The sequence below is a fragment of the Blautia sp. HCP28S3_G10 genome, assembly GCF_052065235.1.
In the GTDB taxonomy this organism is placed as follows: domain Bacteria; phylum Bacillota; class Clostridia; order Lachnospirales; family Lachnospiraceae; genus Blautia_A.
Genome location: NZ_JBQHUL010000011.1, coordinates 18,935 through 42,754 on the forward strand (window position 1 = coordinate 18,935; position 23,820 = coordinate 42,754).

The following is a 23,820-nucleotide window of genomic DNA, read 5'->3' on the forward strand; positions in this document are numbered from 1 at the left end:
AACAGAAGGCCGAAAGGTCAAGAAAGGGATGTAATAATCATGGCAAACAGAATTAATTTAAATGGAACATCTTATCATGGAGCAGGTGCAATCGCAGAAATCGCAAATGAAGCAAAAGCTCATGCATTCAAAAAAGCATTTGTATGTTCTGATCCTGATCTGATCAAATTCAACGTAACAAGTAAAGTAACAGACATTCTTGAAAAAGAAGGTCTTGAATATGAAATCTATTCTGATATCAAAGCAAACCCGACCATCCAGAATGTACAGAATGGTGTGGCTGCATTCAAAAAATCCGGTGCAGATTATATCATTGCTATCGGCGGCGGTTCTTCTATGGATACAGCAAAAGCAATCGGTATTATCATTGCAAACCCTGAGTTTGAAGATGTAAGAAGTCTGGAAGGTGTGGCTCCTACAAAGAAACCATGTGTGCCGATCATTGCGGTTCCTACAACTGCAGGTACAGCAGCTGAAGTAACGATCAACTACGTAATCACAGATGTAGAGAAAAAACGTAAATTTGTATGTGTTGATCCACATGACATGCCGATCATTGCAGTTGTTGATCCGGAAATGATGTCCTCCATGCCAAAAGGACTGACTGCTTCCACAGGTATGGATGCCCTGACTCATGCAATTGAAGGTTATACAACAAAAGCTGCATGGGAAATGACAGATATGTTCCATCTGAAAGCAATCGAGCTGATTTCCAAATCTCTTCGCGGTGCAGTAGAAAACACAAAAGAAGGCCGTGAGGGAATGGCTCTTGGACAGTATATTGCAGGAATGGGATTCTCCAATGTTGGTCTTGGAATTGCACATTCCATGGCTCATACCTTAGGTGCTGTATATGATACACCACATGGTGTTGCCTGCGCTATGATGCTTCCGATCGTCATGGAATACAACCAGGAATGTACCGGTGAAAAATATCGTGAGATCGCACGTGCAATGGGTGTAAAAGATGTAGATTCCATGACTCAGGAAGAGTACAGAAAAGCAGCAATTGATGCTGTCAGAAAGCTTTCTGTCGATGTTGGAATTCCGACAAAACTGGAAGCTATCAAAGAAGAGGATCTGCAGTTCCTGGCAGAATCCGCACATGCAGATGCCTGCGCACCGGGAAATCCGAAAGATGCAAGCGTAGAAGATCTGAAAGATCTGTTCCGCAAGATTATGTAATGGATTTTGACCAAGTTGCTGTGAACGGAGTGAACAGTAACGATTCTCTCCTGTCATGTTCTGTATAAAAACCAATCATTTTACTTTTTTTTCTGACAGGTTTATTATATTATAAATACAAACAGATAATCAGTGTTTTGCAGATCAGGAGGTAGTTATTATGAAAATTGGTTTTATTGGCTGTGGAAATATGGCGACTGCCATGCTGAAGGGAATTCTGAAATGCGGTGAAGTGAAAAATGATGATATGATCGCTTCTGCAAAATCCGACAGGACACGTGAAAAAATTGAAAAAGAAATTGGAATTCACAAAGCAGATACAAATGTGCAGGTTGTTGAGTTTGCCGATGTTGTTTTTCTTGCAGTGAAGCCGCAGTTTCTGGAAGGTGTTCTTGATGAGATAAAAAGTCATGTACGTCAGGAACAGATCTTTATATCTATTGCACCGGGCAAGACTCTGAAATGGCTGGCTGAGCATCTTGGGGAAAAGACAAAAATTGTCCGTACAATGCCTAATACACCTGCAATGGTAGGCGAGGGAATGACGGGTCTCTGTGCAAATAGTCTGGTAACAGATGAAGATACAGAACTTGCTGTAAAACTCTGCAACAGCTTTGGCAAAACAGAGATCATTCCGGAGAATCTGATGGATGTTGTGACAGGAGTTTCCGGAAGCTCACCGGCATATGTATTTATGTTTCTTGAGGCAATGGCAGATGCAGCAGTTGCTGACGGAATGCCGAGAGCACAGGCATATAAATTTGCGGCACAGGCAGTACTTGGAAGTGCAAAACTGATGCTGGAAACAGGTAAACATCCGGGAGAACTGAAAGACATGGTCTGCTCACCGGCCGGAACAACGATTCAGGCGGTACGTATTCTGGAGGAAAAAGGACTGAGAAGTGCAGTGATCGAAGCACAGACGGCATGCGTAAAGAAATCAAGAGGAATATAAAAAAGAATTATTAAGATCAAAAAAGGAGTCATTGTCTGTGAAAGGCAGTGACTCCTTTTTGGGTAAGATACTGTAATATAAATTCAGGCTTTCTCAAAGGTGCTGACCTGATCCTGGATAAAAGTGATAAACTGCTGGGCAGCAGGTGAAAGGCTTGAAAATGAACGTATGCCAATTCCAAGCTCTCTGGAGAATCCCGGATCAAGCGGGAGTGCCTGGATCTGTGCACGGGCATTACCGATAACTAGATTGGGAAGAATACTGATTCCGAGATTATTGGCAACCATAGAAATAACGACGTGGTCATCCATGGAAGAAAAGCGGATATCAGGTTCAATTCCTGTTTCTTTCAGAACCTGATGAATATCATAGTCCACACCTTCAGCAGAAATGACAAAAGGTTTATCTGCCATAGCTTTGATTGGAAAAGATTTTCTTCCATTCATATCCATGTCTTTTGGAAGAATTGCCATTAGGGGATCTTCGTAGAGTCGGATCCATTCAAGAGAATCAACGTTCCATTTGCTGAGAAGGCCAAAATCTGCCCGGCTGTTTTCTACCCAGCCCACAATATCATCGGTGCCGCCTTCCAGAAGTTCAATTTCAATTCCAGGGTAGCTCTGCTGATAGGAATGGATGACTGTAGGAAGCCAGCTTCTTCCGATGCTTGCAAAAGATGCTATAGTCAGATGACCTGTGGTAAGACCGTTCAGAGAACTGATTGTCTGTTCCAGCTGTTCGTTTACTGAAAGAAGTTGTCGTACCAGTGGCAGGATCGCCTTTGCATTATGGGTGGGGACAACGCCCTGTTTCGTGCGTACAAAGAGAGGAAAACCAAATTCTGCCTCCATGGCCTTTAGTATATGGCTGACACCAGGCTGTGTATAGCCCATTCTTTCACCGCTTTTTGTGAAATTTCCTGTATCTGCAACGTCTGCAAAAAGCGCATATTTACTGATATCCATATAGAATTCTCCCTTCTTGTGGAGTGAATATTGTCAGGTATCACATATGAAAAAAGAGGACACACACAGGTGAGTCCTCCATTGGCTGTTGTTATTATAGCGGATTTTTATATCATTTGCAATATCTGATTTTTGATGAGAGGGTATAAGAAGTTGCTGTGAACGGAGTAAACAGTAACTATAATAAAACAGAATTACATATGTTGTTCCGGGGGCTCAAAGTGACTATATATGTTGCTATTGCAGGTATTCTTCTCGGAACTCTGCTGGGAGAGATTACAGGCTTTGCATTACAAACCAGAAGCAGAATTGCCAGAGGAATTGCGGGAGTATATATATGGATCATACGTGCAACTCCTCTGATTGTGCAGGCTCTGTATGTTTATTTTGTTATTCCGAAACTGACTGGATTCGATCTGAGCAGTAATACGGCCGGTATCATTGTTATCACGATCAACTCAGGAGCTTTTATTGCTGAGATTGTCCGGGGATCACTTGAAGGAATCGATCCGGGGCAGAAAGAAGCCGGACTTTCTCTTGGCCTGACACCGATGCAGAATTATGCAGCAATTAGTTTTAAAACTATTCAAGCATATACAACAGGAGCTATTTTTTATGTTGTCCTTATATCAATTCTGATCATTCTGCAGAAGCAGGTTGAAAGAAAAATCAGGGGGTAATGCAGATGATTAAAATAACAAATTTACAGAAAAGATTTGAATTGGAATAGCATTCAGGGAGGATTCTGTTTATATGGATAAATCCCTCAGGCTTATTTTTATCTGACTGTGAACACAGCACTTGGGGAAAATTTTTGCTCATAATTTAAATTTCTGAGAAGATATTCTCTGGATATGTCTCAAATCATCACTTCTAAGGTTCTGAAATTCACAGAACTTTGCTAAAAACGATACAGAAAACGTCAAACTCACCGCTTCGCGGTTCAGACAATCCGTTTTCTGCATCAACGCAAAAACCTGTTCATTAAGAACCTTAACGAAGTTCTTCAAGCGAGCCATACCAGAGAATACTCTCAGAAATTCTTTCTTTGGTTTTACTTTTTCTCTAACCTGCACCGCCCCTTACAGAGTGAGTAGCGGCAGAGCCGCAGGAGCGACCGTATTTTGTGAGAGGGGAATATACAGCCTGAAAAAATACGAACAACAGATTGGAGCGAATGTCTGCGCAGATTCCGTCGATGAGATTCAGGTTAGCTGATGCCACCGAGCCGCTGTCTGAGCCGTCAGGCGAGTTGCAGGCGAATGGCATCAAATAAGCGCCTGAAGCGAATCAGGAAGCCAGCAATATTCGTGAAAACTGTTGTTCAGTATTTGAAACCGGCGTAACAGGAATCCAATCATAAAGAAAAATAAAGATAATTAAAGAATTATAAAATGTCTTGAAACGAAAAAGAATACATGCTACCATAAAACAAAGCATATTTTCTTAAATTTCAAGGCATTTTTGCCGTCTGGTATTCTAAAAACATTTCAGAAATCCATGCTTTTAAATCCGTTAATTAAGTAAAAGCAGGAGGCCTGACTGGTGAAAAGAATAGTACATTATGCTCTATAACTCCTGCACAACAGGAGGTGCTGCCTATGGCAAAAAGAAAAAACCGTAAAGTAACTACAAAGAAAAAGAAAATGACGAAAGTGAATTTGAGGGCAAAACGAAATTACAAAGACACAGTCTTCAGAATGTTATTTTCGGATAAACGAAACCTGTTGTCACTTTATAATGCAATGAACAGGACTGCATACGACGATCCGGAAAAACTGGAGATAGTGACACTTGAGAATGCCATTTATATGGGAGTAAAAAACGATCTGGCATTTATTATTGATACAGGATTATTTCTATATGAACATCAGTCAACTTATAATGCAAATATGCCACTGAGGGACTTGTTTTATATATCCAGTGAGTATCAGGAACTGGTGGACCGGGAATCTTTGTATGCATCAAAAATACAGAAGATCCCTGCACCAAATTTCATTGTTTTTTATAATGGGACAGAAAAGAAAGATGAACGTTGGGAGAATTATCTTTCAGAAGCATATGAGAACTGTCCGAATGAACCAGGGCTGGAACTGAAAGTTATCACGTTTAATATTAATGAAGGTCATAATAAAGAACTGATGGAACAATGCCAGATTTTGGGAGAATATGCACAGTATGTAACAAAAGTACGGAATTATGCAAAAGATATAGAACTGGATTCAGCTGTAGAAAAGGCAGTAAATGAATGCATTCAGGAGGGAATCCTTGCAGAATTCCTTCGAAAGAATAAGGCGAGGGTTATTGCAATGAGTATATTTGAGTATGACAAAGAGCTGGAAGAAAAGAAATTACGGAAAGCAGAATTTGAGGCAGGTGAGATAAACGCAAAAAAAGAAATAGCTAATTCTTTTCATAAAATGGGATTGCCTGTGTCTAGGATTGCAGAAGGACTTAACGTATCGGAACAAAAAATCCTGGAGTGGATAAGTAAGGAATCCCGGTGATGGTTGGGAAAAATTTTTTCTCATAATTTAAATTTCTGAGAAGATATTCTCTGGATATGTCTCAAATCATCACTTCTAAGGTTCTGAAATTCACAGAACTTTGCTAAAAACGATGCAGAAAACGTCAAACTCACCGCTTCGCGGTTCAGACAATCCGTTTTCTGTATCAACGCAAAAACCTGTTCATTAAGAACCTTGACGAAGTTCTTCAAGCGAGCCATACCAGAGAATACTCTCAGAAATTCTTTCTTTGGTTTTACTTTTTCTTCAACCTGCACCGCCCCTTACAGAGTGAGTAGCGGCAGAGCCGCAGGAGCGACCGTATTTTGTGAGAGGGGAATATACAGCCTGAAAAAATACGAACAACAGATTGGAGCGAATGTCTGCGCAGATTCCGTCGATGAGATTCAGGTTAGCTGATGCCATCGAGCCGCTGTCTGAGCCGTTAGGCGAGTTGCAGGCGAATGGCATCAAATAAGCGCCTGAAGCGAATCAGGAAGCCAGCAATATTCGTGAAAACTGTTGTTAAGTATTTGAAACAGGCGTAACAGGAATCCAATCATAAAGAAAAATAAAGAAAAATAAAGATAATTAAAGATAATTAAAGAATTATAAAATGCCTTGAAACGAAAAAGAATACATGCTATCATAAAACAAAGCATATTTTCTTAAATTTCAAGGTATTTTTGCCGTCTGGTATTCTAAAAACATTTCAGAAATCCATGCTTTTAACCCCGCTAATTAAGTAAAAGCAGGAGACCTGACTGGTGAAAAGAATCTCTGCATCTTCTGTGTAACAGGAGTTTATGATGGGAGTAGCCCCGCATGCAGAGAGTGGGCTGGTAATGTTGTCCGGCGAAGAAACAGACCAGCAGGAATAATATAAAAAGAGAGGACATATGTTATGCAAACGAATCTCAGAGGCCTTAATATCAAATATGCATTCTGCAATATAGGATACTTGTTTCTCATTGTTGGGACTATGGGGTATGCTTACAACTATCTTTCGCAATGTGGCTTTTCAGATGGCGTGGCTGGTACAGTCATGGCTGTTACAAATCTGCTCGGTGCAATTGGCGGGCCTGTTGTAGGTGATATTATTGATCACAATCGTACCGTTTCACAAAAAACATTTATTCAAGCGTCTTCAATTATTATTATTGCAGCATCTGTTTTATTGCTGGTAGTTCCTAAAACAGCGGTGCTTATTTTTCCGCTTTGCATTATTTCTTTTGCACTGGCTTCAATTGTGATGCCGTTGTTTAATGGAATGGCATTTATCTATGATAAAATCGGGGGCAGGATCAATTACGGACTCTGCCGTGGTCTGGGCTCTGGTGCTTTCGCAGTAGGCTCTGCTGTACTTGGCCGTATGTGGTCAGGTCTTGGCAATGCAGCATTGCCCGTGTGGGTAGTTTTTTCAGCAGTTATTACCCTTGTATCCGTGACTACGATGCCTGTTGTATCTAAGAATGTTGTAAAGGCTGATAGGCAGGAGAATGGTCAGGAGGCAATCTCTCTTGGCGGTTTCTTTGGAAAATATCATTATGTGACTATTGCGGCAGTTGCAGTTACCTGTATCTATGTGGGGCATTATATTATCAACAATTACATGGCAAAGATTGTGGAGATGCTTGGGGCATCTAATATAGAGACTGTACAGGGCAATGCGATGTTTATTGCTGCCATGTGTGAAATTCCGGCAATGTTTGCATTTGCTTTGCTTCTCAGAAAGTTTGGTATTAATCGAATTATGGTTGCTGCCACATGCTTTTTCGCACTCAAAAACAGCATTACTTTCTTTTGTACAAGTGTAGGAATGCTGTATATGGCTTCTGCTTTGCAGATAGGTGGTTACGCAGTTCTTATTCCGGGGGTTGTTTATTTTGCCAATCAGTATGTGGCAGAAGTCGATCGAAATAAAGGACAGGCACTTTTCACATCGGTTATGACAGCTGGCAGTCTTATTGCCAGTTTCGTTGGCGGATGGCTATTCTCCCTGACTTCTACGCGTTTTGTACTGGGTGTTGGTGCAGTTGTGAGTATAGTTGGGGTACTGCTTATATTTGTTGCGATTCACGGACTTGTAGGAGAAAACAGGGATAAAGTGGAAGATGAGGCATTAGATAAGTAAGGAATCCCGGTGAGGTTGGGGAAAAGTAATAGCTGTATAATATATAAATTTCTGAGTAGTATTCTCTGGATATGTCTCAAATCATCACTTCTAAGGTTCTGAAATTCACAGAACTTTGCTAAAAAACGATGCAAAAAACGTCAAACTCACCGCTTCGCGGTTCGGACAATCCGTTTTCTGCATCAACGCAAAAACCTGTTCATTAAGAACCTTAACGAAGTTCTTCAAGCGAGCCATACCAGAGAATACTCTCAGAAATTTTTTCTTTGGTTTTACTTTTTCTTCAACCTGCACCGCCCCTTACAGAGTGAGTAGCGGCAGAGCCGCAGGAGCGACCGTATTTTGTGAGAGGGGAATATACAGCCTGAAAAAATACGAACAACAGATTGGAGCGAATGTCTGCACAGATTCCGTCGATGAGATTCAGGTTAGCTGATGACATCGAGCCGCTGTCTGAGCCGTTAGGCGAGTTGCTGGCGAATGGCATCAAATAAGCGCCTGAAGCGAATCAGGAAGCCAGCAATATTCGCTCCAATCTGTTGTTCAGTATTTGAAACAGGCGTCAAATATCATTTTCTCAGTTTGTTCAGTATTTGAATCAGGTGTCAGATATCAGCAGATATCAGGCTCTTGACACACAAAACAATCTGGCGTATACTGGACGGGTAAATGAACAGGGGAGCTTGTACAGGCAGGCTGAGAGGAAGTAATCAACTTCGACCCATATACCTGATTTGGATAATGCCAACGTAGGAACGAACGTATACGATAACTTTACGGGAGATGCCTTGGCATCTCCCTTTTTCTTTATCTGAACAGGAACTACAACTAAATACAGAAACAGTGAGAGTGAACAGAGTTCATGAAGGGGTGCACCACCGCGGGTGTATTACTTTGTGAACTCTTTTTTATGCCAAAATATGCAAGAGAAGCTGCCACCTACATGACCTGCCACTGGCAGCTCATTACGGATGCTTTGGCAACTGGCAGGTTCTCTGTACTATAAAACCCTGTCTGACAACAGTTCAGACAGATAAGTTCACTCTTACCAGAAAAAGGAGGAGCTTACAATGATCAAAGTAAACGGAAAAACAAAAACCCTGGACAAACCAATGACAGTTACAGAATATCTGGAAACAAATTCCTATGTACCTGCAACAGTGGCAATCGAATTAAATGAAGAAATCCTGGAAAGAGAACTCTATGAAAAAACAATACTGAAAGAAGGAGATACCATGGAAATCGTACAGTTTATGGGAGGCGGAAGCGGCCTTCAGAAAGAAGACAAACTTGTGATCGGAGGACATGAATTTACCTCCAGATTCATACTTGGAAGCGGCAAATTTTCACTTGATCTGGTTAAAGCCTGTGTAGAAAAAGCCGGGGCACAGATTATTACACTGGCTCTTCGAAGAGCAAATGAAGGAGGACTTGCAAATATCCTGGATTACATACCAAATGATGTAACACTTCTTCCAAACACATCAGGAGCAAGAACAGCAGAAGAAGCACTCCGTATTGCAAGATTATCCAGAGAACTTGGCTGTGGAAACTTCGTAAAAGTAGAAGTAATCCATGATTCAAAATATCTTCTGCCAGATAATTATGAAACCATACGGGCAACAGAAATGCTTGCAGATGAAGGTTTTGTCGTAATGCCATATATGTATCCGGATCTTAATGTTGCAAGAGATCTGGTAAATGCAGGCGCAGCCTGCATCATGCCGCTTGGTTCCCCGATCGGATCTAATAAAGGAATCTGCACAAAAGAATTTATCCAGATTCTGATCGATGAAATTGATCTTCCGATCATTGTAGATGCAGGAATCGGAAGACCGTCTCAGGCATGCGAAGCAATGGAAATGGGTGCATCGGCAGTTATGGCAAACACAGCAATCGCAACAGCAGGAGATGTGGAAGCAATGGCAGAAGCATTCAAAAAAGCAATCGAAGCAGGACGCAGTGCTTATCTTTCAGGTCTTGGAAGAACCCTGGACAAAGGTGCCAGCGCATCATCACCACTGACAGGATTTTTGAGAGACTAAAGAAGGGAGAGCAGAAAAGTAATGAACACAGCAGAAAAAACAAAAGAAGAACATGGAGACCATTTTAACGACAGTATTGTAAATGAAGTGATACTGGAAGATATGAAAAAGAATCGCATCGACCATATGAAATATCTTCCGGGAATGGAAAAACTGGAAGACTCTGATGTAATGGATCAGGTGATCGAAGCGATGAATGCCTACGATTATGATCAGTATACAGAAGCAGATGTACGACGTGCACTGCAACATGATAACCGCACGATCGAAGATTTTCAGGCGCTGCTTTCACCGGCTGCACTGCCACTTCTGGAAGAGATCGCACAGGCTGCAAGAGTGGAAACAAGAAAACATTTCGGCAACAGCGTTTATATGTTTACACCTATATATATAGCCAATTACTGCGAAAATTACTGCATTTACTGTGGATTTAACTGCCACAACAAGATTCGCCGTGCACAGCTGAATCCAGAAGAAATTGAAAAAGAAATGGCTGCGATCGCTTCCACAGGATTACAGGAAATCCTGATCCTTACAGGAGAAAGCAGGGCAAAATCAGACGTGAAATACATAGGTGAAGCCTGCAAAATCGCACGAAAACATTTCAAGGTAATCGGACTTGAAGTATATCCTATGAATTCAGATGAGTATCATTATCTTCATGAATGCGGAGCTGACTATGTGACAGTTTTCCAGGAAACATATAATTCAGACAAGTACGAAACACTTCATCTTGCAGGCCATAAAAGGATCTTTCCATACAGACTTAACGCACAGGAACGTGCATTAAAAGGCGGCATGAGAGGAGTTGGGTTTGCAGCACTTCTGGGTCTTGATGACTTCCGGAAAGATGCATTTGCGACAGGATACCATGCATGGCTTTTGCAGAGAAAATATCCTCATGCGGAGATTGCTTTTTCCTGCCCGAGACTCCGCCCGATCATCAATAATGACAGAATTAATCCAATGGATGTGCATGAACCGCAGCTTCTTCAGGTAGTCTGTGCATACAGACTTTTTATGCCGTTTGCGAGCATCACAGTGTCTACAAGAGAGTGTGAAAGAGTAAGGGATAATCTTGTAAATATAGCTGCAACCAAGATATCAGCAGGAGTCAGCACCGGCATCGGAAGCCATGTGGAAGAAATTGAAGACAAAGGAGATGACCAGTTTGAAATCTCTGACGGAAGATCTGTAGATGAAGTCTATAATGCCCTTCTGAAAAACGGACTTCAGCCGGTAATGAATGACTATGTGTATCTCTGATGAATTAAAAAATGCAATTGCTGTTTCAAACAGAAGCCTCTGTACAAGACCATTTATGGAACAGCTGGAACGTGTATGCAAATACCATCCCCAAGCACTGATACTGCGTGAAAAAGATCTGTCGCAAAAGGAATATGAAGTACTTGCAAAGCAGACACTTGAGTTATGTAAAGAATATCAGGTGCCCTGTATCCTGCACACTTATATAGATGTGGCAGAAAAATTCTCACATAGAATGATTCATCTGCCACTTCCACTCCTTGAAAAATACAGCGGCCGACTTCATGATTTTCAGACAGTTGGCTGCTCTGTTCATTCAGTTGAAGATGCTCTGAAAGCAGAAAAACTGGGTGCGACATACCTTACGGCTGGCCATGTTTACACGACAGACTGTAAAAAAGGTCTGCCGCCAAGAGGATTGGACTTTCTGAAAAATGTATGTGAAAAAGTAAGCATTCCAGTATATGCCATAGGTGGAATACATATTGGAACGGGACAGATGGAAGAGGTAATGAAATGCGGTGCAAAAGGCGGTTGTATTATGTCTGAGATGATGAAATTGTAATTGCATAGATTATAGAAAAAGTGTAAATCCTGTATTAAGTGGACTCCCGGACATTATGTCCGGGAGTCTTTGACTTCACTGATTGTTTTTGAACATGCGGATCAGATAAAGGATCACACCTGTAACCAGCATAACAGGGATCAGGACGCTTAGAACTGTAAAAAGCAGGATTAGTACGACAGCTGCTATCAGGATTACTGCAAGTTTACCGTGCCATGTAGAAAGATCAATTTTAAAGCTATGATGTCTGACTGTGCCGGTGTCGGAATTACTCTGTTGGTAATCAGAAACAGTTTTGGCATAAGGTGAACGGCCGGAACCTGATTCCTCAGTCTCTGTATCAAGAAGTGTCCGTGCGATAAGGCGCGGGTCGCCAAGCTCATTCAGAATGTCAGATTCTGTTCGACCGGTACGCTGTTGTTCTTCTATATAATTACGATAATACTGTACATGTGCGGCAATATTTCCTTCCGGCATCTGACCGGAAAGATGCTCATATAAAATATCAAGAAATTCTTTTTTATTCATATCAGATACTCCATAATGATTTGAAATTTGTGTTATATTCTATCACAAAGACGGGCACAGGCAAAGATGGTTAAGTATAAAATTTCTATAAACCCCGGTCCTGGTTCAAACCCGAGGCTCCGTGGAAAAATAAATATTTGGAAATTGTCTGGTAAGGAAAATGGTCCTGTGCTGCAATCTGCTGACCTCTGCAGGAGAACGCAGAAATACTTAGGAGGCAGACTGGCTGTGTTATGTATCAAAAATATATTGTTTGAGCCGAAGGCGAGTTATATATTTTTGATGCATGTATTTAACAGACAGATTGTATCCTTAGTATTTCCGGTCTCCGAAGCCGTTAACTGATTGCAGCACAGGACCATTTGAATTATACAGAAATTACGAAATTAGTTATCATTTTCCAACGGAAACAGGTTACCTTCCTGTAAACACCGCTACGCTTCTGGCTCTCATCATAAACTCCCCGTCAATTCTGACATCTTCTCCTTCAGGGTAACAGTATTTCCCGTTTTCATCGCCATAAGTATTCACACTCAGATACCATGCGGCTCTGCCGTGAAGGTCTGGCAGAGTAATAGTGACATCTTCCCAGAAAGTATTAACGGAGATACAGACAAGATCATCGCGTCCGATCTCTTTGTTATATCCGGCAAAACAGACAGAAAAAGTTCTTGCATCTTTCGGGATATCCACTTCTTTTGCGTTTATATTATGAGTGTGGATAGGGTCGATACCACAGACGGCATCCGGCAGTTTCTTGTGGATAACAGGATGAGATTTACGATAGGCGATCATAAATTTAAAAAACTCAAAAAGGTCACGGTTCTTTTCGAGCATCCGCCAGTCAAGCCAGGAAGTGATATTATCCTGACAGTAGCTGTTGTTATTGCCGAATTTCGTGTTTCCAAATTCATCACCGGAAAGAAACATAGGTGTACCGCGGCTGCACATAAGAACTGCACAGGCATTGCGTATCATACGGTGGCGAAGCATGAGGACTGCCGGGTCATCGGTATCTCCCTCTGCACCGCAGTTCCAGCTGCGGTTGTCACTTGAACCATCTGTGTTATCCCAGCCATTGGCCTCATTATGCTTGTTATTATAAGAATACAGGTCATAAAGAGTAAAACCGTCGTGACAGGTGAGAAAATTCACACAGGAATTATAGCCGGCATAATTGCTTTTGTTGTTGTCATAATAACCACCATACAGGTCACCTGATCCGGAAATACTCCAGGCAGCATCCCATGCGTTCCAGGAGTCTCCCTTGAGATAGCTGCGAAGAGCATCTCTGTAACGTCCGTTCCATTCAGCCCATCGTCCGCTTGCAGGAAAACTTCCTACCTGATACAGGCCGCCGGCATCCCATGCTTCTGCAATCAGTTTGACATTGCTGAGAATCGGATCTTCAGCAAGCGTACGGAGAAGTGGCGGATTATTCATTGGTGAGCCGTCTTCATTGCGGCCAAGAATACTTGCAAGATCAAAACGGAATCCGTCAACGCGATAATTAACAGTCCAGTAACGGAGGCATTCAAGAATCAGCTGCTGTACAACCGGATGGTTGCAGTTCAGTGTGTTTCCACACCCGCTGAAATTATAATAATAGCCTTCAGGAGTGAGCATGTAATAAATATTATTGTCAAAACCTTTGAAACTGAAAGTTTTGCCAAGTTCGTTGCCCTCAGCGGTGTGATTAAATACTACATCAAGTATTACTTCAATCCCGTTTTCATGGAGTGTCTTGATAAGTGCTTTCAGTTCAGTTCCTTCCTGATTGTGTTCGTTTGCTGCAGCATAGCTGCTGTTTGGTGCAAAAAATCCTACTGTATTATATCCCCAGCATTCCAGAAGATGCGTTCCATTGACAGTACGTGAGTTCATGGTTTCATCGAACTCAAAAATCGGCATCATTTCAACAGCATTGATTCCAAGCTCTTTGAGGTAGGGGATTTTTTCCATAAGACCTGCAAAAGTTCCTCTATGTTTAACACCGGAAGAGGGGTGGTGTGTAAAATCACGGATATGAAGTTCATAAATGATAAGATCACAGAGCTCGTTTTTTGATTGTGGCATATCTCCCCAGTCAAAGTGATCTTTGACAACACGTGCATGATAAGTATGATCCCATCTGATTCCCCAGGTACGCTGCCCCGCAACTGCTTTGGCATAGGGATCCAGAAGAATTTTGGTTTTGTCAAAAATAAGTCCCTTCTCCGGCTGATAAGGACCGTCCACACGATAGGCATACTCAAATTCATCTATATTCAGACCATAGACGATCATGGAATAAACATCACCGATCTTATATGCTTCCGGGAAAGGAAGAATAGCAAAAGGTTCTTCCTGCGCACGGTGAAAAAGAAGCAGTTCACAGGAAGTACCTCCACAGGTATGAATCGTAAAATTAACACCATTATGCAGAGGGGTGGCACCGTTCAGGTCGTAGATGCCCGGGCGGACAGGAAAACCGGAAATTTCAGCCATCGGAGCAGATTCATAAGGATGATCAGATACAAATTTTTGATGATAGGATTTCATTCGTTTTCTCCATTTCTGTTGCGTTACAGTATTCTGCCTGTAAAATTATTCAAGAAAAAGTTTCTCACATTTATCAAGTATGTCTTTGTTACGGCTGTCGTAATCTACATTCATCGGCCGGATTTTTCCGGCAGCAAACATTTCCATTCCCTGAACGATTCCGTCTTCGCTGTCAGGAAGGAGAGTGCCGCCGTATTGTTTCAGGAATGAACGGGCGCCGTTTACATCGCAGGCCGCAGCCGGGATTCCAAGCACATCTGCCTCTGGCACAACGAGAACCTGCCCCTCATAAAAAGAAGAAAGAATAAAAAAGTCACAGGAGGCCAGAACTGGCATGGGATTGCTCATAGATTTCAGAAGAATCACATGGTCGCTGCATGACAGGGTGCGTGCAAGTTCGCAGGTAGATTCATAGAGCGTCCCCATTCCACCGATGATGATCAGCCAGGTATCCTGATGATTTTTCCAGAAGCGGTCAAAAGCCTTCAGCAGTCGTTTATGTCCTTTTTCAGGAGAATAACGTCCGATATTGATAAATTTTCGTTCGGAACCTGACAGTACGTTTCTGAGTGTTTCAAGAGAAACTGTTGACTGCGTTTCCGGATCAAAATCAACTGGCATCGAGGCACGCTGCCGGATGTTGTCTACATCCATATAGTTGGCGATAACCTGGATGTTGTCAGGATACCCGCCAATACGTTCTACGGCAGGACGGATATCCTCTCCGACAGGAACGACATGGTCATAAGTCCGGTAAGCATGGGCAAGCAGAGGACGGCTGGGATTATGTTTGGAGGCAATTTCTTTTTCCATATCATTGTGTACCCATACAGTCCGTATACAGGGAGCCTGTTCAAAAAGTGCAAGCATGTAATTTTCGTAACCATCGAAATGGACTACATGGTCAAAGGCCGCAAAGCCGAAATGCTTTTTCCATTCACGTTTATATGCTTTCTGAAGGCGGTTTCTGATGCCAAAAGAAGTGATTCCCCATTTCAGATAACACAGCTGGGCTATTCCGGTGAGAATATCGAGATTCATTTCAGTTGCCAGCGGGTAATAGTGATAACCTTCAGGGATTCCGTTTAACCGTTCCGGATCTTCTTTGATCGAAGGGGAGCGGAAAGAAACATAATATTCACATTTGCTTCGATCCAGATTGCGGAGCAGGCTGAAATAAGCTGTAGTGATGCCGTTGGGTTTCAGGCTTCCTGCATAGAGCAGGACTTTTTTCTTCTTTGTACCGGGCATTTTGTATTCATTGCAGGCGTTCTCATGAAGAAGAATATGGCGACAGATACAGGAGGTTGCTTCTGCACGTTCATAAGTACAGTATTTTTCCAGAAAAGCCCTGTCAGGACAGCCGGAATGTTCCTGAAGTTCTGCGGCAATTTCTTCAGGAGAAGATACTACAGGAAACGGATATCCGATGATGTCTTCGTACATTCCACGTTCGCTGAGATATTCTTCTCTGTCATAGGCAAAAAGAATAATCTTGCGTCCGGTGTTGGCATAATCGTACATGACACTGGAATAATCCGTGATCAGCACATCGCAGGCATTCAGTACTTCGTAAGTGTCGTATTCAGAAGGAAAACTGCGGATGTGTTTGTAATTATCCACGGGAAGCAGATTCTGAACAAAAGGATGTAATTTTACCAGAAGGATCTGATTATCTTCAAGGAGATGATCAAGCCTGGAAAGATGATCACGAACCTGTGAAATATATTCTTCTTCTTTTACAGAGTCAGATCTGCCGCGGAAGGTGGGCATGTAGAGGCTGAGCTGACAACCCTCAAATCCCAGGTTTTCTTTCATTTTCAGACCACGGTCACCGTCAAAGAATACGGTATTTCTTGGATAGCCTTCACGGAGGACAGTGCCCTGAAAAAGTTCTCTGAGGTTATAAGCATCGGACATTTTTTCTTCCATAAACACGTTTGGAAAAACCAGATAATCTGCCATCAGAAGATTTCGCATGACATTACCTGTATCATATCGTTCAGCCGGATTGTCCTGCCCCATTTTTTTGAGAGGAGTTCCATGCCATACATTAAGGATAACCTGACCCTCCTTTTTTATATAGCGTCCGGGAAATGTTGTATCTGTGATCAGATAACCGGCTTTTGATAAATGATAATAATAAGGAAGCGTTCCTGTCTGTACAATGGAATCCGGTTTCAGGTGATAATGATTGAGTTTTCTGAGAATTGCGTCACGGTGATTTTTGTGTACTGCCAGAACAATACGAAAACCCTTGTATTCCGGAAGGCTCAGTTCCTGTAAAATTGCAAGAATATTGCTCTCCAGAGCAAGTCCGCTTCTGGATACAAGAAGAATTTCACCCGGATCAACGGAAGTTTTTTCATAAAATGTATTGTATAAAGGGTACCAGGTACCACTTTTCAGCTTGCGGATTATTTTCTGTGTAAGTGCCATATTGCCTCTTTTCTGTTATATATCGTGGTTTTTACAAATGATTATAGATTATAGCATAAATAAATACAGGTGTGCAAAAAAACTCCCGCCGGCAGATGCGACAGGAGCTTTTTGCGTTGCTGTGAACAGTTACAATTAAAGATCATTGGTAAGATGTAATTTATCAAGGATATAGAATATCAGGCTCAGAGCCATGGCAACTACGCATGCAAGGACCATTCCTGTAAGTTTGACATTCCCGAGGTTCAGGGAAATACCGGAAAGACCGACAATAAAAACTACGGAGGTCAGTGCCAGGTTGCGGGATTTACTGTAGTCAACCTGATTGTCAACAAGCATACGAAGACCGGAAGTTCCGATCATACCATAGAGCAGGAAGGAAATTCCTCCGATAACCGGGCCCGGAATGGTATTTATCAGTGCAGCAAGCTTGCCGAGGAAGGAGCAGCAGATAGAAAGAACTGCAGCACCGCCGATAACCTGAACACTATAGACCTTTGTCATTGCCATAACGCCGATATTTTCGCCGTAAGTAGTAGTCGGTACGGAACCGAGAAGACCAGATACTGTTGTTGAAAAGAAATCTGCAAAAAGAGAACGGTGAAGCCCCGGATCTTTCAGGAGATCTTTTCCTACGATCTTACTTGTGACGATCTGGTGGCCAATGTGTTCTGAAGTTACCAGAAGCAGAGCCGGAAAAATCGTCAGGATAGCATCGAGATTGAATTTTGGCTGCTGGAAATTAGGCAGTGCAAAAAATGCAGCTTCTTTTACAGCGGTAAAATCAAGGATACCACAGGCAGCAGCTGCAATATATCCGGCAATGATCGCAATCAGGATCGGAATAACAGACAGAAAACCACGGAACAGGATCTGTCCGAATACAGCCACACCAAGGGTGATCAGAAAAACGATAACGTTTTTCATATTAATATTTTCATCAAGAAGACCTGCTGTACTGGCTGCGCTTCCGGCAAGTTCAAGACCAATAAGTGCAACAACCGGTCCCATTGCAGCTGTAGGCAGCACAATGTCGATCCAGTCTGTACCGCACTGGCGTATGATCAGTGCAACCAGCATTCCTGCGATACCGAGTACAACAAAACCGCCGAGTGCATACTGATAACCAAATTTACTGGCAACGAGAAGCCCAGGCGACAGAAATGCAAAACTGGAACCAAGGTAAGCAGGCGCCCTGCCTTTTGTAATAAGAATAAAAAGTAGTGTACCGATACCGTTCATGAGAAGTACGATGGCAGGGTTGATCCCAAACATAAAAGGAACCAGCACGGATGCACCAAACATTGCAAACATATGCTGAATACTAAGAGGAATCAGCATGTTGACCGGGACTTTTTCCTGTACCTGAATAATCTTTCTCTCCACTTAAACCCTCTCTTTCTCATCTGCTTCTGCAGATGAACCCAAATTTGTATCAATTATAGCACAGGTTCTTGTGGATTACTATTTGAAAAATATGTTATTTATAAAACAAAGGTATAAAAAAGCCAAAAAAACATGGCGCAAACAGGATATTTATTGTATAATATAGTGATTTTGGAAAAAAGCAAGGAATATTTGGCTTGTTTTTCAGCATAAATAAAAGTTGACGCATCTGTCTGGAGAAGGTAAACTTTATACCAGTACAGCAGAAAGGATACTATGAAATGGCAGTAATTGATTTCCACTCTCATATCCTTCCGGGAATTGATGACGGTGCCAGAAATCTGGATGTATCGCTGGCAATGCTGGAAAAGATAAGAGAACAGAAGATAGATTATATGGCAGCAACACCGCATTTTTATGCATCGCAGGATCGTATAGAGAAGTTTCTTGATAACAGAGAAAGGGCCTGGGATGCGTTTTGGAATGTAATTCAGCAGAAAAATATCAAGGATCGTCCGAAATTTTTGCTGGGAAGTGAAGTTGCTTTTTTTGACGGAATCAGTAGAGCAGATGAAATTGACAGACTTACTTTGGGAAATACAGGGATACTGCTTCTGGAGATGCCGTTTGAACCATGGACGGACAGAAACATAAAAGAAGTCAGATATCTTATTGAAGAAAGAAAGCTTCGCATACTGCTTGCTCATCTGGAACGTTTTGTCTGGATACCCGGAAACAAAAAAGCAGTGCAGAAGATACTGGAACTTCCTGTTTATGTGCAGATCAATGCAGAGTGTTTCCTTGACTGGAGACACAGAAGAGCTATTATAAAAATGTTCAGAGATGGAGTTGCACATGTACTCGGCAGTGACTGTCACGGAATACACAGAAGAGTGCCAAATCTTTCGGAAGGCAGATCAGTTCTGGAGAAAAAAGCCGGAACAGAGCTGCTGCAGAGAATTGATAAGCAGGGACAGGAACTTCTGGCAGGAGCTGATATAATATAACTGGTGGAGGAAGACAGAATGTCAAAAAAAACTACAATAATTGCAAGCATTGTTTTATTTGTGATTCTGGCAGCACTGATGGTCTGTGAAGTAAAAAATCCTACAGGCGGTCAGGCACTTTTGAAGAACCTGTTTTAACCGAACCAAGTAACTCCCCTGCTTCAATTGCGAAAAGCAATAAGCAGTGGGTGGGGACTTGCTTGTATCAGGAGGAGTGCGAGCTCCTTCTGATAAATTGCGAAGCAGTTATTCGGTTATGAGCAAGTAGCAAAGCGGATTGCGAATATCCGCTTGACGAGACAGAAGAAAGGAATATATGGCCAGATACAGAAAAAATCAGGACAAAAAAAGACTGTACAGAGGTCTGGGTATTGCAGCTGCAGTACTGGCAGCGGGAATTCTTTTTGTTGTTGTACTGCTGGGAGCAGCAGACAGGGTTTCCGTCGGTGGTTCTGATAAAAGTGAAAAACAGCAGAAGATCACATATAAAGGGGAGACATACGTTCCTAGAGGAAATCTGGAAACTTATCTGATCGCAGGTATTGATGCATCAGGTAAAGTCCAGAATGCAAAAGAATATGATGGAACAGGCCAGTGTGATGTGCTGGTTGTGATCGTCCGTGACAGAAGTACGGATATGTGTCAGCTTCTTACCATTGACAGAAATACGATTACAGCGGTTAAGAGTCTGGATGATGACGGCACTTACGAGGCAACGACAGATATTCAGCTTTCACTTGCACATTCAATGGGACTTGATCAGAAGGTAAGAGCTGAGAATACAGTAGATGCTGTGTCAAACCTTCTGGGCGGACAGAAGATTGACATGTATGCGATGGTCAACATGAGTGCCATTCAGGTAGTTAATGATATGGTAGGCGGTGTCACTGTCACAATCGAAGATGACTTTTCAGAGAGAGATCCTTCCCTGAAAAAAGGTGAAACAGTGACTCTTATGGGTGAACATGCAGAGAATTATGTGCGTGGAAGAATGGATGTTGCAGACGGAACCAATCAGAACCGTATGAGCAGACAGAATACATATGAAGAAGCTTTTAAACCGGCTTTCCGTTCCAAATGCCAGGAAGACAGCAAGTTTCCGCTTGAGGTCTATCATGCACTGGAAGATTATATGACCACGAATATCAGTGCGAAGAAATTCAGCCGTCTGGCAATTCTTATGTCAGATGAAAAAGAAGATACAAGGGTTTCCATAGATGGAACTTATGGCCTTGATGAACTGGACTGGCAGACGTTTACGCCGGATAAGGACAGCCTTCAGGAGGCAATTCTTCAGTTGTTTTATGAGAAAGAAAAGTAACAATATTTTCGGACTGAATGCCCGATGATAAATAAGGAGAAAAACTATGAATCAGGAAAACATGCAGGAAAACATGAATGAAGAGATGGAAATAGACCTGCTGGATCTGGCATACATGCTGCTGGATCACTGGCACTATATCCTGCTCTGTCTGCTTGCCGGAGCATTGCTTTTGAATGCATATGCTTTTTTCGGTATCGAACCAACATACCAGTCCACATCAAAACTTTATGTGGTGTCAGCGTCAGATGATTCAGTGGTCAACTTAAGTGACCTTAATCTGGGTACCTCTCTGACAGCGGATTATGAAGAACTGATGCTCAGTTATCCGGTACTGAACCGTGTGATCGATGAACTGAATCTCGATATGACCTATGATCAGCTTCAGGGACTTTATTCACTGAATAATCCTACAGATACCCGTGTACTGCAGATTACGGCAACAACAACGGATCCGCAGCTTTCCATGGATCTGGCAGAGACTATGGCAGAGGTAGCAGTTTCCTATCTGCCTGAGACTATGAGTACGCTTGCTCCGAATATTGCACAGCATGCAAAACTTCCGGAATACAAGGCAGCACCGAGCTATATGAAATATACTCTGATGGGGGGACTTCTGGGACTGATCCTCTGCTGTGGAGTTCTTATTGTGAGATATCTTATGGATGATACCATTCATACAGCAGATGATATGGAGAAGTATTTTGGCCTTGTACCGCTGACAACGATTCCTGACAGTGACAGGGTAGAAGATATGGAGGAAGCTTATTACGGAAGCAGTAAGAAAAGGAGAAAGAAAAAATGAATGAATTACAGATTACATTTCCGGAGCTCCCATATGCTGTAGAAGAAGCTATGAACCGTCTCCGTATCAATATTAAATTCTGTGGAAAAAATACAAGAAAGATTCTTCTTACCAGCTGTCTTCCAAATGAAGGTAAAAGTACGGTAGCTGCATATCTCTGGAAAATGCTTGCAGAAGCAGGATTTCCTACAGTGCTGGTAGATGTTGACCTTCGTAAGTCTGTTATGATGAAAAGGCTGCAGGCCGATTATACAGATGCCAAAGGTCTGAACCATTATCTTTCAGGACTGGCTGAATATGATGAAGTAGTATACAAAACAAATATTGAAAATGGATATATTGTTCCGTGTACACAGCTTCTTGAGAATCCGTCTCCGCTTCTGGAAGATGCAAGATTCCGTGAATTGCTGGATACACTGGCCGGGAAATTCCGTTTTGTTATTATTGATACTCCACCGCTTGGAAGTGTTTCCGACGGTGCCCTGATCGCCTCCATGTGTGATGGCGCAGTACTGGTCGTAAGAGCAGGAGAGACTTCCAGAACGATTATTCGTCAGTCTCTTTACGAGATCCGTCAGTCAGGCTGTAAACTTCTCGGAACAGTTCTGAACCGTGCAGAGACTGCAGGAAGAGCTTATGGAAAATATGGTAAGTATGGAAAATACGGAAACCATTATGGATATGGTTATGGATACGGCTATGAACCGGATAAAAAGAAAAAAGAAAAAAAAGACAGGTAACGTCGTGAAAGGCGATTACATACAGCAACTATTTGTTTTATAACCCGGATAAATGGGTCTGCGTGGGGAGGGCCGTTTATTGATATGTTTTTTTGTGTGAAGGAGTTGAGTCAAATGAAGACATTTAAAAAGCTTGCAGTTGTTATGCTTGCTGTTATGGTATTATTTACTATGACAGTTCCGGCTATGGCAGCATCAAGTTCACCGGCTAAACAGACTTTTACAACAGCGACACTGAAAAAGAAAACTGCTACTTATACTGGAAAAACCAAGAAACCGGCGATCAAAACCGTTAAAATGACAAAGAAAAACGGTAAAAAAGTTACTCTTAAAGCTGGAAAAGATTATAAAGTAGTATATCCAAAGAACATGAAAAAAGCTGGTACTTACAAGATCAAAATCAAAGGTATCGGTAAATACAGCGGATATACAAAAACTTTAACTTATACAATCAAACCGGCTAAACAGAAAGTAACTGTTTCCAAGAGCACGATTTCTGTTAGCAAAAAATCAGTTAAGAAGAAAGCTTATTCTCAGACTGTAAAAGTTACCAAAAAAGCTGGTAAGGTTACATGGACATCCAGTAACCCGAAGGCAGTTAAAGTCAGCAAAAAAGGTAAGATCACAGTTGTAAAAGGTGCTCCAAAAGGTACATACACTGTAAAAGTTACTGTTAAGGCTGCAAACTACAAAAAAGTTACAAAGACTATCAAAGTAAGAGTTAGATAATAACTCCGCTTTGATTTAAAGAAGTTCCCTGACCACGCAGGGAGCTTTTTTAGTTTGATATTATGTAAAATGTATTGCTTTTTTGGAAACTTTATATTATAATCTTTGATGTAAAAAGAATTTACCCTTCAAAAATTTTTTTTACATAACCCCTTATTTAATTATTTATACTCCCCTTGAAAACCCCGGTAGCTCCCCTACCGGGGTTTTCTCTGTTCATTCATAAAAAATGAATAAATTTCTGATTCTGTGAAATAATAAAATCTGTAACAGAAGTGGCAGTATGAACTGCCGTTTCTTTATAAATTGAATCAGGAGGACTATTTCAATGACAAAAAATTATGAAAATGAAAACAACAAAAATTACAGCTCAGACAAAACTACCAGCAAGAATTCAATGAACAGTCAGAACAGCGGAAAAAACAGCTCCAGAAACTCATCAAGAAACAGTTCCACAGATAAAACTTCAAGTGCATATAATGAGGAACAGAGATACTAAAAGTATCAGAAAGGCTTCGCTTCGGCGGAGCTTTTTTTCTGACAAATTGTTGCTGTTTACTCCGTTCACAGCAACTTGGTCAAAATCCATTCCAAATCACCTTCGGTGATGGGATTTTGCCCTGTATGTCTCGGGATTTTGCCATATTCATGGCAAAACACCTCGCGGAATATTACATGCGAACAGTTACGATAATTTCCTTG

The 23,820-nt window shown here is 41.8% G+C and carries 19 protein-coding genes, 1 pseudogene and 1 riboswitch; of the genes and pseudogenes, 15 read left to right on the forward strand and 5 right to left on the reverse strand.

Annotated elements, in window-relative coordinates; all coding sequences use genetic code 11:
* Positions 1–39: 39 nt before the first annotated feature.
* Entirely contained in the window at positions 40–1,185 is a 1,146-nt protein-coding gene (gene fucO, locus ACTNB8_RS06475) for a lactaldehyde reductase (protein ID WP_441053275.1), read from the forward strand.
* Between the two features lie 160 nt (positions 1,186–1,345).
* Positions 1,346–2,140 carry a pyrroline-5-carboxylate reductase gene (proC, locus tag ACTNB8_RS06480; protein ID WP_441053277.1) on the forward strand — a complete coding sequence of 265 codons (795 nt, stop codon included), beginning with the start codon at positions 1,346–1,348 and terminating at the stop codon, positions 2,138–2,140.
* 83 nt (positions 2,141–2,223) lie between these two features.
* Here the strand turns inward: proC and ACTNB8_RS06485 are convergent, their stop codons facing one another.
* The gene (locus ACTNB8_RS06485) at positions 2,224–3,105 is read right to left on the reverse strand and encodes a LysR family transcriptional regulator (RefSeq protein WP_441053280.1); all 882 of its coding nucleotides are present in this window, start codon (positions 3,103–3,105) and stop codon (positions 2,224–2,226) included.
* A 200-nt stretch (positions 3,106–3,305) separates the two neighbouring features.
* Between ACTNB8_RS06485 and ACTNB8_RS06490 the strand changes: the two genes are divergently transcribed.
* From ACTNB8_RS06490 to ACTNB8_RS06520, 7 genes and pseudogenes are all read left to right on the forward strand, one after another.
* Positions 3,306–3,785, forward strand: coding sequence for an ABC transporter permease subunit (locus ACTNB8_RS06490; protein ID WP_441053374.1), 480 nt, complete (start codon positions 3,306–3,308; stop codon positions 3,783–3,785).
* A gap of 921 nt (positions 3,786–4,706) precedes the next feature.
* Entirely contained in the window at positions 4,707–5,612 is a 906-nt protein-coding gene (locus tag ACTNB8_RS06495) for a hypothetical protein (protein WP_441053282.1), read from the forward strand.
* Between the two features lie 904 nt (positions 5,613–6,516).
* A complete protein-coding gene (locus ACTNB8_RS06500; protein ID WP_441053284.1) occupies positions 6,517–7,746 on the forward strand; it encodes an MFS transporter in 1,230 nt (409 codons plus the stop codon).
* 665 nt (positions 7,747–8,411) lie between these two features.
* Positions 8,412–8,520, forward strand: a riboswitch (TPP riboswitch).
* A gap of 296 nt (positions 8,521–8,816) precedes the next feature.
* A pseudogene (gene thiS / locus ACTNB8_RS06505) lies at positions 8,817–8,999 on the forward strand (sulfur carrier protein ThiS); the annotation flags it as partial.
* Entirely contained in the window at positions 9,000–9,791 is a 792-nt protein-coding gene (locus tag ACTNB8_RS06510; RefSeq protein ID WP_441053376.1) for a thiazole synthase, read from the forward strand.
* Between the two features lie 21 nt (positions 9,792–9,812).
* The gene (thiH, locus tag ACTNB8_RS06515; RefSeq protein WP_441053286.1) at positions 9,813–11,057 is read left to right on the forward strand and encodes a 2-iminoacetate synthase ThiH; all 1,245 of its coding nucleotides are present in this window, start codon (positions 9,813–9,815) and stop codon (positions 11,055–11,057) included.
* The gene (locus ACTNB8_RS06520) at positions 11,038–11,622 is read left to right on the forward strand and encodes a thiamine phosphate synthase (protein ID WP_441053288.1); all 585 of its coding nucleotides are present in this window, start codon (positions 11,038–11,040) and stop codon (positions 11,620–11,622) included. Before thiH ends, ACTNB8_RS06520 begins: the two co-directional genes overlap by 20 nt.
* A gap of 75 nt (positions 11,623–11,697) precedes the next feature.
* Here ACTNB8_RS06520 and ACTNB8_RS06525 read toward each other — a convergent pair whose 3' ends face one another.
* From ACTNB8_RS06525 to uraA, 4 genes are all read right to left on the reverse strand, one after another.
* On the reverse strand, positions 11,698–12,150 hold the full coding sequence (locus ACTNB8_RS06525) for a DUF1700 domain-containing protein (RefSeq protein ID WP_441053291.1): 453 nt from the start codon (positions 12,148–12,150) through the stop codon (positions 11,698–11,700).
* Between the two features lie 414 nt (positions 12,151–12,564).
* The gene (locus tag ACTNB8_RS06530) at positions 12,565–14,691 is read right to left on the reverse strand and encodes a glycogen debranching protein (RefSeq protein WP_441053294.1); all 2,127 of its coding nucleotides are present in this window, start codon (positions 14,689–14,691) and stop codon (positions 12,565–12,567) included.
* Positions 14,692–14,736: 45 nt separating this feature from the next.
* Complete coding sequence (locus ACTNB8_RS06535; RefSeq protein WP_441053296.1) at positions 14,737–17,130, reverse strand: CDP-glycerol glycerophosphotransferase family protein; 2,394 nt, start codon at positions 17,128–17,130, stop codon at positions 14,737–14,739.
* A 135-nt stretch (positions 17,131–17,265) separates the two neighbouring features.
* A complete protein-coding gene (gene uraA / locus ACTNB8_RS06540) occupies positions 17,266–18,516 on the reverse strand; it encodes a uracil permease (RefSeq protein WP_441053299.1) in 1,251 nt (416 codons plus the stop codon).
* Positions 18,517–18,797: 281 nt separating this feature from the next.
* Here uraA and ACTNB8_RS06545 point away from each other — a divergent pair, with 281 nt between their 5' ends.
* From ACTNB8_RS06545 to ACTNB8_RS06570, 6 genes are all read left to right on the forward strand, one after another.
* Positions 18,798–19,523 (forward strand): CpsB/CapC family capsule biosynthesis tyrosine phosphatase, encoded by a 726-nt coding sequence (locus ACTNB8_RS06545; RefSeq protein ID WP_441053301.1) that lies wholly within the window; start codon positions 18,798–18,800, stop codon positions 19,521–19,523.
* A gap of 316 nt (positions 19,524–19,839) precedes the next feature.
* Complete coding sequence (locus ACTNB8_RS06550; protein WP_441053303.1) at positions 19,840–20,844, forward strand: LCP family protein; 1,005 nt, start codon at positions 19,840–19,842, stop codon at positions 20,842–20,844.
* A gap of 46 nt (positions 20,845–20,890) precedes the next feature.
* Positions 20,891–21,649, forward strand: a complete 759-nt coding sequence (locus ACTNB8_RS06555) for a YveK family protein (RefSeq protein ID WP_441053305.1) — start codon at positions 20,891–20,893, stop codon at positions 21,647–21,649.
* A complete protein-coding gene (locus tag ACTNB8_RS06560; protein ID WP_441053307.1) occupies positions 21,646–22,389 on the forward strand; it encodes a CpsD/CapB family tyrosine-protein kinase in 744 nt (247 codons plus the stop codon). Before ACTNB8_RS06555 ends, ACTNB8_RS06560 begins: the two co-directional genes overlap by 4 nt.
* Positions 22,390–22,503: 114 nt before the next feature.
* On the forward strand, positions 22,504–23,118 hold the full coding sequence (locus ACTNB8_RS06565; protein ID WP_441053309.1) for a hypothetical protein: 615 nt from the start codon (positions 22,504–22,506) through the stop codon (positions 23,116–23,118).
* 328 nt (positions 23,119–23,446) lie between these two features.
* Entirely contained in the window at positions 23,447–23,617 is a 171-nt protein-coding gene (locus ACTNB8_RS06570) for a hypothetical protein (protein ID WP_441053311.1), read from the forward strand.
* Positions 23,618–23,820: the final 203 nt, after the last annotated feature.

Bases quoted from the DNA above. Each gene is read 5' to 3' on its own strand.
- fucO (WP_441053275.1), top strand. From the start codon at position 40: ATGGCAAACAGAATTAATTTAAATGGAACATCTTATCATGGAGCAGGT.
- proC (WP_441053277.1), top strand. From the start codon at position 1,346: ATGAAAATTGGTTTTATTGGCTGTGGAAATATGGCGACTGCCATGCTG.
- ACTNB8_RS06485 (WP_441053280.1), bottom strand. From the start codon at position 3,105: ATGGATATCAGTAAATATGCGCTTTTTGCAGACGTTGCAGATACAGGA.
- ACTNB8_RS06490 (WP_441053374.1), top strand. From the start codon at position 3,306: ATGTTGTTCCGGGGGCTCAAAGTGACTATATATGTTGCTATTGCAGGT.
- ACTNB8_RS06495 (WP_441053282.1), top strand. From the start codon at position 4,707: ATGGCAAAAAGAAAAAACCGTAAAGTAACTACAAAGAAAAAGAAAATG.
- ACTNB8_RS06500 (WP_441053284.1), top strand. From the start codon at position 6,517: ATGCAAACGAATCTCAGAGGCCTTAATATCAAATATGCATTCTGCAAT.
- ACTNB8_RS06510 (WP_441053376.1), top strand. From the start codon at position 9,000: ATGGGAGGCGGAAGCGGCCTTCAGAAAGAAGACAAACTTGTGATCGGA.
- thiH (WP_441053286.1), top strand. From the start codon at position 9,813: ATGAACACAGCAGAAAAAACAAAAGAAGAACATGGAGACCATTTTAAC.
- ACTNB8_RS06520 (WP_441053288.1), top strand. From the start codon at position 11,038: ATGACTATGTGTATCTCTGATGAATTAAAAAATGCAATTGCTGTTTCA.
- ACTNB8_RS06525 (WP_441053291.1), bottom strand. From the start codon at position 12,150: ATGAATAAAAAAGAATTTCTTGATATTTTATATGAGCATCTTTCCGGT.
- ACTNB8_RS06530 (WP_441053294.1), bottom strand. From the start codon at position 14,691: ATGAAATCCTATCATCAAAAATTTGTATCTGATCATCCTTATGAATCT.
- ACTNB8_RS06535 (WP_441053296.1), bottom strand. From the start codon at position 17,130: ATGGCACTTACACAGAAAATAATCCGCAAGCTGAAAAGTGGTACCTGG.
- ACTNB8_RS06545 (WP_441053301.1), top strand. From the start codon at position 18,798: ATGGCAGTAATTGATTTCCACTCTCATATCCTTCCGGGAATTGATGAC.
- ACTNB8_RS06550 (WP_441053303.1), top strand. From the start codon at position 19,840: ATGGCCAGATACAGAAAAAATCAGGACAAAAAAAGACTGTACAGAGGT.
- ACTNB8_RS06555 (WP_441053305.1), top strand. From the start codon at position 20,891: ATGAATCAGGAAAACATGCAGGAAAACATGAATGAAGAGATGGAAATA.
- ACTNB8_RS06560 (WP_441053307.1), top strand. From the start codon at position 21,646: ATGAATGAATTACAGATTACATTTCCGGAGCTCCCATATGCTGTAGAA.
- ACTNB8_RS06565 (WP_441053309.1), top strand. From the start codon at position 22,504: ATGAAGACATTTAAAAAGCTTGCAGTTGTTATGCTTGCTGTTATGGTA.
- ACTNB8_RS06570 (WP_441053311.1), top strand. From the start codon at position 23,447: ATGACAAAAAATTATGAAAATGAAAACAACAAAAATTACAGCTCAGAC.